An 8,638-nucleotide genomic window follows, 5' to 3' on the forward strand; every position below is an offset into this window, starting at 1 on the left:
GCGCCGGCAGCACCCGGATGCTCCCGGCCGTGGGTAATCGAGAACGAAACGGACGATAGCATTCGGCGCTATCGGCGTGGCCGAGCGCCGAACCGCAGCGATTGGGCCTATCCCTTCTCTATATAGAAAGAGATGAACGCCTCTACACCCGCGTTCATCTTTAATCCTCCTTTAATCACTGTATCCTTCACTCCCGGGTGTCGAGGGGCCTGCCCCTGTCTGGCGCTCGGGCTGGCGCATTTTTCATGTCGGCCAGTGAACCGAAACCGACCCGCTCGGTCCTAGGTCATCAATGGATAGCCGCGCACGCCCCTCCTCGATGCATTCAAAGGTCATCTCCAGCGTGTAGACTGGGCGCCCCTCGGGCAGCCCGCGCTGCCACTCTCCATCGAAGGAATCGGCAATGAACGAACTCTCATCGCGCCTGAATCGGGAACGGCGCTTTCTGGTGCTCCTCGGCGTGATCTGCCTGGCGCTGATCGGTGGCGCCCTGTACATGCAGGTGGTGCTGGGCGAGGCGCCGTGCCCGCTGTGCATCCTGCAGCGCTATGCCCTGCTGTTCATCGCGCTCTTCGCCTTCATCGCCGCGGCCATGCCCGGGCGGCGCAGCCTGACCTTCTTCGAGGCGCTGGTGGTGCTCAGCGCCATCGGCGGGATCGTTGCGGCGGGTAACCATGTGTATATACTCGCCAACCCGATGGTCAGCTGTGGCATCGACACCCTGCAGCCCATCGTCGACGACCTGCCGCTGGCCAAGCTCTGGCCGCTGGCGTTCCAGGTCGACGGTTTCTGCTCCACCCCGTACCCGCCGATCCTCGGCCTGTCGCTGGCGCAATGGGCGCTGGTGGCCTTCGTCCTGACGGCGGTGCTGGTGCCCCTGGGGATCTACCGAAACCGCCGTCGCGCTTAGACCAAAGTCCCGAATTGACCTGGGTCTATTGCGCGGCGAGATAAGCCGCAGTGCGCACCGCACGATTGATCCAGGTCAGCCACCAGCCCTTGCGTGGCAAGGGTTTCAGGGCTACTGGAAGGGGTGCGACAAACTGTCGCGAAGTTGATTTTTTGACCAGCATTGTTACGCATTCTGTAAAAGACTGTTGCTCAATAAGTCATAGTCATCGTTGAACGACCTATCTACAATCGCCCCCAATTTCCGTTCGGCACTGCTTGCGAGTCGCAGGATTGATGGAAGCCGCAGCGCTTTCCATTTGCTGACTTCGTCAAGTTTCGCCCAACGGCGATACCGGGCGGACCCCCCTCCGCGTTTTCCGCACCAAATGGACTTGGTCTGAAGTACAGGCCTGTTGCCTACGAAACCATAAGCACCGCACACCCGCTTGACGCCTAGATCCTGCAGTCGGATCCCTGGCAGGGGCGAGTACGGGCGCCAATTGCCGCACTTGGCAGGACGAAGTGTTGGCTACCAAAACACAAATTGCATTGAAGCAAGCTGATCTAGAGGTCGTGAGATGAGTAAAAAGCGTTACCCCAGACTGTTTGGCATATTGCCCTTTTTAGGCATGCTTTTACTCAGTGGGTGCAACTGGACCCTGCTCGACCCGAAGGGCCAGGTCGGCATTGAGCAGAAGAACCTGATCCTGATCGCCACCGGCCTGATGCTGCTGGTGGTCGTGCCCGTGATCATCATGACCCTGGCGTTCGCCTGGAAGTACCGTGCTTCCAACAAGGCCGCCACCTACACCCCCGACTGGTCGCACTCGACCAAGATCGAGGCCGCGGTGTGGATCATCCCGATCCTGATCATCATCGCCCTGGGTTACTTCACCTACCACTCCACCCACAAGCTGGACCCGTACCGTCCACTGGATTCCGATGTGAAGCCGGTGCAGATCGACGTGGTCGCGCTGGACTGGAAGTGGCTGTTCATCTACCCGGAGCAGGGCATCGCCACGGTCAACAAGATCGTCTTCCCGGCCAACACCCCGGTCAACTTCCGTGTCACCTCCGACGCCGTGATGAACTCCTTCTTCATCCCGGGTCTGGGCGGCCAGATCTACGCCATGGCCGGCATGACCACCAAACTGCACCTGATCGCCAACGAGAACGGTGTGTTTGACGGTATCTCCGCCAACTACAGCGGCGCCGGCTTCACCGGTATGAAATTCAAGGCTGTCGCCACTTCGCAAGCTGACTTCGATGCATGGGTCGCTGAAGTGAAGGCATCGCCGAAGAAACTGGACCAGGCCGAATATGACGCCTTGGCCAAAGCTAGCGAAAACAACCCAGTCGCGCTGTACAGCGAGGCTCCGGCTGACCAGTTCCAGCGCATCGTCGACAAGTACGAAGGCATGAACCGCGGTCGTCCGAACCACGAAGAAGCAGGCAGCAAAGATCTGGCCACTACCAAGGGTGTGGAATCGAGTATGCAACCAGCTGCCGGTGCAGAGGAGTAAGAGATGTTCGGTAAATTAACCCTGGAGGCGATACCCTATCACGAGCCGATAGTCATGGTGACGCTTGCCATGATCGCGCTCGGTGGTATCGCCGTCGTTGGTGCCATCACCTATTTCCGCAAGTGGACCTACTTGTGGACCGAGTGGCTGACCACGGTCGACCACAAGAAAATCGGCGTGATGTACATCATCGTCGCTATGGTCATGCTGCTGCGCGGCTTCGCCGACGCCATCATGATGCGTACCCAGCTGGCTGCCGCCACCGGTGGCTCCGAAGGCTACCTGCCGCCTGAACACTATGACCAGATCTTCACCGCCCACGGTGTGATCATGATCATCTTCATGGCGATGCCGTTCTTCACCGGCCTGATGAACCTCGCGGTTCCTCTGCAGATCGGTGCACGTGACGTTGCCTTCCCGTTCCTGAACTCCCTGAGCTTCTACCTGCTGCTGGCAGGCGTGCTGCTGGTCAACATCTCGCTGGGCGTTGGTGAATTCGCCAAGACCGGCTGGGTTGCCTATCCGCCGCTCGCGGGTATCCAGTACAGCCCTGGGGTGGGTGTCGACTACTACATCTGGGCGCTACAGCTCTCAGGCTTGGGTACGACACTGACAGGCGTGAACTTCCTCGTCACCGTGATGAAGATGCGCGCCCCTGGCATGAAGCTGATGGACATGCCGATCTTCACCTGGACCTGCACCTGGGCCAACGTGCTGATCGTCGCTTCCTTCCCGATCCTGACCGCCGCACTCGCCCTGCTGACCGTTGACCGTTATCTGGACTTCCACATCTTCACCAACGAGCTTGGTGGGAACCCGATGATGTACGTCAACCTGTTCTGGGCATGGGGTCACCCTGAGGTCTACATCCTGATCCTGCCGGCCTTCGGCGTGTTCTCGGAAGTCACCTCGACCTTCGCAGGCAAGCGCCTGTTCGGTCACCACTCGATGATCTACGCCTCGGGCGCGATCGCCATCCTCGGCTTCGCGGTCTGGCTGCACCACTTCTTCACCATGGGTGCCGGCGCCAGCGTCAACACCTTCTTCGGCCTGGCGACGATGCTGATCTCCATTCCGACCGGTGTGAAGCTGTTCAACTGGCTGTTCACCATCTACCAGGGCCGTCTGCGCTTCACCGCGCCGATCATGTGGACCCTGGGCTTCATGGTCACCTTCTCCATCGGTGGCATGACCGGCGTTCTGCTGGCTGTTCCAGGTGCCGACTTCGTTCTGCACAACAGCCTGTTCGTGATCGCCCACTTCCACAACGTGATCATCGGTGGCGCGGTATTCGGCTACATCGCCGGCTTCGCCTTCTGGTTCCCGAAAGCCTTCGGTTTCACCCTGAACGAGAAGTGGGGCAAGGCTGCCTTCTGGTTCTGGATCTCCGGCTTCTACGTAGCGTTCATGCCGCTGTACGCCCTGGGCTTCATGGGCATGACCCGTCGTCTGAACCACTCCGACAACCCGCTGTGGGAACCCTACCTGTACGTAGCCGTGGTCGGCGCCGTGCTGATCCTGTTCGGTATCGCCTGCCAGCTGATCCAGATCTACGTCTCGGTTCGCGACCGCAAGGACAACATGGACGTCACCGGCGACCCATGGGGCGGCCGTACCCTGGAATGGTCGACTTCGTCGCCACCTCCGTTCTACAACTTCGCTCACATGCCTGAGCATGTTGGCCTGGACGCCTGGCACGAAGCCAAGCAAGCCGGCGCTGCGTACAAGGCCCCTGCCAAGTACGAAGCGATCCACATGCCGAGCAACACCTCCACCGGTCTGTTCATGGGTCTGCTGCTGACCGTGTTCGGCTTCGCCTTCATCTGGCACATCTGGTGGCTGGTGGGCGCGAGCCTGGTTGCAACCATCGCTGTCTTCGTTCGCCACGCCGCGCGTGACGACCAGGGCTACATGGTTCCGGCCGAAGAAGTGGCGCGCATCGAAGGCGAGCGCATGAAAGCGCTGGCCAAAGCAGGTGCTCTGCCTGCCGGCGCACGTGTCGAATCGTTTGAACGGGTGTAATCAATGTCCAGTCAAGTAATCCACGGTGGCGCGCATGGTCATGACCATGCGCACGACGACCACCACCACGACTCGGGCCAGATGACCGTACTCGGTTTCTGGCTCTACCTGATGACCGACTGCATTCTGTTTGCGTCGCTCTTCGCCACCTACGCGGTGCTGTCCGGCGGTTTCGCCGGCGGCCCGTCGGGTCACGACATCTTCCAGCTCGACTTCGTGCTGGTCGAAACCGCGTTCCTGCTGCTGTCCTCGATCACCTTCGGCTTCGCCATGCTGAAGATGTTTGCCGGCAACAAGGCGGGCGTGCTGGGCTGGTTGGCCGTGACCTTCCTGTTCGGTGCCGGCTTCATCGCGATGGAAATCTATGAGTTCCATCACCTGATCGCCGAGGGCTACGGCCCGCAGCGCAGTGGCTTCCTGTCGGCGTTCTTCGCGCTGGTCGGTACCCACGGCCTGCACGTGACTGCCGGCCTGATCTGGATGGCAATCATGATGTACCAGATCAACAAGCACGGCATCACGCCGACCGCCAAGACCCGCATGAGCTGCCTGAGCCTGTTCTGGCACTTCCTGGACGTGGTCTGGATCTGCGTATTCACCGTCGTCTACCTGCTGGGGGTTCTGTAATGGCTAACGCACACGACACTCACCACGAAGGTAATCACGGCAGCGTGAAGTCGTACATGATCGGTTTCGTACTGTCGATCATCCTGACCGCGATCCCGTTCGGCCTGGTGATGTACCCGAGCCTGCCGAAGAACCTGACCGTCCTGATCGTGGTGGCCATGGCCGTCATCCAGGTGGTTGTGCACCTTGTGTACTTCCTGCACATGGACCGCTCGAAAGAGCAGCGTTCCAACGTGTCGACGTTCCTGTTCACCGTCCTGGTAATTGCACTGCTGGTCGGCCTGTCGCTGTGGATCATGTTCAGCATCCACTTCGAAATGTTGGCCAAGTGAGGTAAGACTGCATGTCCGTGAAGCACTTTATCCAAATCACCAAACCGGGGATCATTTTCGGTAACGTGCTTTCCGTGGCAGGCGGTTTCTTCCTTGCCGCTAAGGGGCATGTGGATTTCGCCCTGTTCCTGGCGGTGGTGATCGGTACTTCCCTGGTGGTCGCGTCCGGATGCGTGTTCAACAACTGCATCGACCGTGACATCGACCACAAGATGGAACGTACCAAGAACCGCGTCATGGTCCAGGGCGGCATGTCGCTGCCCCTGGCGCTGATCTACGCCACCCTGCTCGGGGTGGCGGGTTTCAGCCTGCTGTATGTGCAAGCCAACCCGCTGGCGGCGTTCTGCGCCCTGGTCGGCTTCGTTGTCTACGTCGGTTTCTACAGCCTGTGGCTGAAGCGCAAATCGGTGCACGGCACCCTGGTCGGCAGCCTGTCCGGTGCCATGCCTCCGGTGATCGGCTACTGCGCCGTGAGCAACAGCTTCGACCTGGCCGCGGTGACCCTGCTGGTGATGTTCAGCCTGTGGCAGATGCCGCACAGCTTTGCCATCGCCATCTTCCGCTTCAAGGACTACAGCGCCGCCAACATTCCGGTCCTGCCGGTGGCACGCGGTATCCTCGCGGCGAAGAAGCAGATCGTGCTGTACGTGCTGGCCTTCGTGCTCGCCACCCTGATGCTGACCCTCGGCGGCTATGCCGGCCTGGGTTATCTCGCCGTGGCGGCCGCCATGGGCCTGTACTGGCTGTACATGGCCTGGGGCGGCTACAAGGCCGAGGACGACAGCAAGTGGGCCCGCAAGGTGTTCGGCTTCTCCATCCTCACCGTTACCGCCCTGAGCGTGATGATGGGCGTGGACAGCCAGACTGCGGCCGATGTGCTGATGACCTACGCGCGCTGATACAGCGGGCTGTAACACCAAGAACCCCGGCCATGTGCCGGGGTTTTTTGTGCCTGTTTTTCCTGTGCCGGCCTCTTCGCGGGCAAGCCCTCAAAAACATAAATCTTTGATTTTCAAAAAATACATCTGAAAATCTTAGGCAAAGCAGGAAATTATCCTTTGCAGAAATATTGTTTCGGCATTATCTTCTGAATCAGGCCGCCGCGGCGGCCAGCGTCGCTCGGACGGTTCCGGGCGCTTACGTCTCTCGAGGAACACATGGCCAACCCAGGTTCGCCGCGCCGCTTCGCGCGCATCGATCGTCTCCCCCCGTACGTCTTCAACATCACCGCCGAGCTCAAGATGGCCGCCCGCCGCCGTGGCGAGGACATCATCGACCTGAGCATGGGCAACCCCGATGGCGCCACCCCGGCGCACATCGTCGAGAAGCTGGTGCAGGTCGCCCAGCGCGAGGACACCCACGGCTATTCCACCTCCCGTGGTATCCCGCGCCTGCGCCGGGCCATCTCCAACTGGTACAAGGAACGCTACGACGTCGCCATCGACCCGGAAAGCGAGGCCATCGTCACCATCGGCTCGAAAGAGGGCCTGGCGCACCTGATGCTCGGTACCCTCGACCATGGCGACACGGTGCTGGTGCCCAACCCCAGCTACCCGATCCACATCTACGGCGCGGTGATTGCCGGCGCCCAGGTGCGCTCCGTGCCGTTGGTGCCGGGAGTGGACTTCTTCAACGAGCTGGAGCGGGCGATCCGCGAGTCGATCCCCAAGCCGAAGATGATGATCCTCGGTTTCCCGTCCAACCCCACCGCCCAATGCGTCGAGCTGGACTTCTTCGAGCGCGTGGTGGCCCTGGCCAAGCAGTACGACGTACTGGTGGTGCACGACCTGGCCTATGCCGACATCGTCTACGATGGCTGGAAGGCGCCGTCGATCATGCAGGTGCCGGGCGCCAAGGACATCGCGGTGGAGTTCTTCACCCTGTCCAAGAGCTACAACATGGCCGGCTGGCGCATCGGTTTCATGGTCGGCAACCCCGAGCTGGTCAGCGCCCTGGCGCGGATCAAGAGCTACCACGACTACGGCACCTTCACCCCGCTGCAGGTGGCCGCCATCGCCGCGCTGGAAGGCGACCAGCAGTGCGTGCGCGATATCGCCGAGCAGTACCGCCAGCGTCGCAACCTGCTGGTCAAGGGCCTGCACGAGCTGGGCTGGATGGTCGAGAACCCCAAGGCCTCGATGTATGTCTGGGCCAAGATTCCCGAGGCCTATGCGCACCTGGGCTCGCTGGAGTTCGCCAAGAAGCTGCTGGCCGAGGCCAAGGTCTGCGTGTCGCCGGGGATCGGCTTCGGTGACTACGGCGACGATCATGTGCGCTTTGCCCTGATCGAGAACCAGGACCGGATTCGCCAGGCCATTCGCGGCATTCGCCAGATGTTCCGGGCCGATGGGCTGACCAGCAAGTAAGCAGGTCCGACTTGATCGCGGGGCAAGCCCGCTCCCACGCCAGTCAGTGGGAGCGGGCTTGCCCCGCCATGCGTTTGCGCCGATCAGCGGCGATCTTTTTTTGCTTCCCCCTCTTCTCAGCCGATCGCGCCTGGATTACAAATAGCGCCGCGGGCGCTCGCCCCGATAACAACAACCTCCTTCCCTGGCCATCATGTCCGATCAGAACCCTTGCCTGACCTGCGGCGCCTGCTGCGGCTACTTTCGTGTGTCTTTCTTCTGGGGTGAATGCCAGTCCGCCGGTGGCGTGGTGCCCGACGATCTGGTGGTGCAGATCAACCCGACCCGGGTCGCCATGATCGGCACCGACGCCAAGCCTTGCCGGTGCGTCAGCCTGGGCGGCGAGATCGGCACGCAAGTGGCGTGCTCCATCTACGAGAACCGCTCCAGTCCCTGCCGCGAGTTCGATGCTTCATGGGAAAACGGCGTGCACAACCCCAGCTGTGACGACGCCCGGGCGGCCTATGGCCTGCCACCGCTGACACCACCCGGCGCCAACGAGCCGCATTGGCCGGATGAGGGGGCGGAGGTCGCCTGAAGGGATTACTCGGCCTTGCAGACTGTGGACTGCGTGGGAGCGGGCTTGCCCGCGATTGCGGTGCCGGCGTCATCGCGGGACAAGCACGCTCCCACAAACCGTTTCACATTCTGGCCATTCGCCATGACCGTTCGTCGGTTGGATCCAATGGCCAAGCGGCTGAAACCCGCGAAACACGTGCCGCCTAGACAAAGTATTAACACCATTTGACCGTCCCCTGCGCCGTACCGCCCGCGCCTGAGCGGCTACACATTCCCTCAAAGGAAATTCGTAGCCATAGATCAGGCGTTTCGGCCGTCG

General features: G+C 61.1%; 8 protein-coding genes. All 8 read left to right on the forward strand.

The features are described 5' to 3' along the window. Positions 1–403: 403 nt before the first annotated feature. On the forward strand, positions 404–910 hold the full coding sequence (locus HU735_RS09070; protein ID WP_186713217.1) for a disulfide bond formation protein B: 507 nt from the start codon (positions 404–406) through the stop codon (positions 908–910). 559 nt (positions 911–1,469) lie between these two features. Beyond that, on the forward strand, positions 1,470–2,414 hold the full coding sequence (gene cyoA, locus HU735_RS09075) for a ubiquinol oxidase subunit II (RefSeq protein WP_028689802.1): 945 nt from the start codon (positions 1,470–1,472) through the stop codon (positions 2,412–2,414). Between the two features lie 3 nt (positions 2,415–2,417). Next, positions 2,418–4,436, forward strand: coding sequence for a cytochrome o ubiquinol oxidase subunit I (gene cyoB / locus HU735_RS09080; protein ID WP_050703798.1), 2,019 nt, complete (start codon positions 2,418–2,420; stop codon positions 4,434–4,436). 3 nt (positions 4,437–4,439) lie between these two features. Next, the gene (locus HU735_RS09085) at positions 4,440–5,063 is read left to right on the forward strand and encodes a cytochrome o ubiquinol oxidase subunit III (RefSeq protein WP_023629875.1); all 624 of its coding nucleotides are present in this window, start codon (positions 4,440–4,442) and stop codon (positions 5,061–5,063) included. After that, the gene (cyoD, locus tag HU735_RS09090; RefSeq protein WP_186713218.1) at positions 5,063–5,395 is read left to right on the forward strand and encodes a cytochrome o ubiquinol oxidase subunit IV; all 333 of its coding nucleotides are present in this window, start codon (positions 5,063–5,065) and stop codon (positions 5,393–5,395) included. The genes HU735_RS09085 and cyoD overlap by 1 nt, the downstream gene beginning before the upstream one ends. 11 nt (positions 5,396–5,406) lie before the next feature. After that, on the forward strand, positions 5,407–6,294 hold the full coding sequence (gene cyoE / locus HU735_RS09095) for a heme o synthase (RefSeq protein WP_028689798.1): 888 nt from the start codon (positions 5,407–5,409) through the stop codon (positions 6,292–6,294). A gap of 258 nt (positions 6,295–6,552) precedes the next feature. Then, complete coding sequence (gene alaC / locus HU735_RS09100; RefSeq protein WP_186713219.1) at positions 6,553–7,761, forward strand: alanine transaminase; 1,209 nt, start codon at positions 6,553–6,555, stop codon at positions 7,759–7,761. Positions 7,762–7,954: 193 nt separating this feature from the next. Beyond that, positions 7,955–8,338, forward strand: a complete 384-nt coding sequence (locus tag HU735_RS09105; protein WP_050703800.1) for a YkgJ family cysteine cluster protein — start codon at positions 7,955–7,957, stop codon at positions 8,336–8,338. Positions 8,339–8,638 lie beyond the last annotated feature (300 nt).

Origin of the sequence: Pseudomonas sp. BW16M2 (assembly GCF_014268865.1) — a bacterium.
GTDB classification, from domain to species: Bacteria; Pseudomonadota; Gammaproteobacteria; order Pseudomonadales; family Pseudomonadaceae; genus Aquipseudomonas; species Aquipseudomonas peradeniyensis.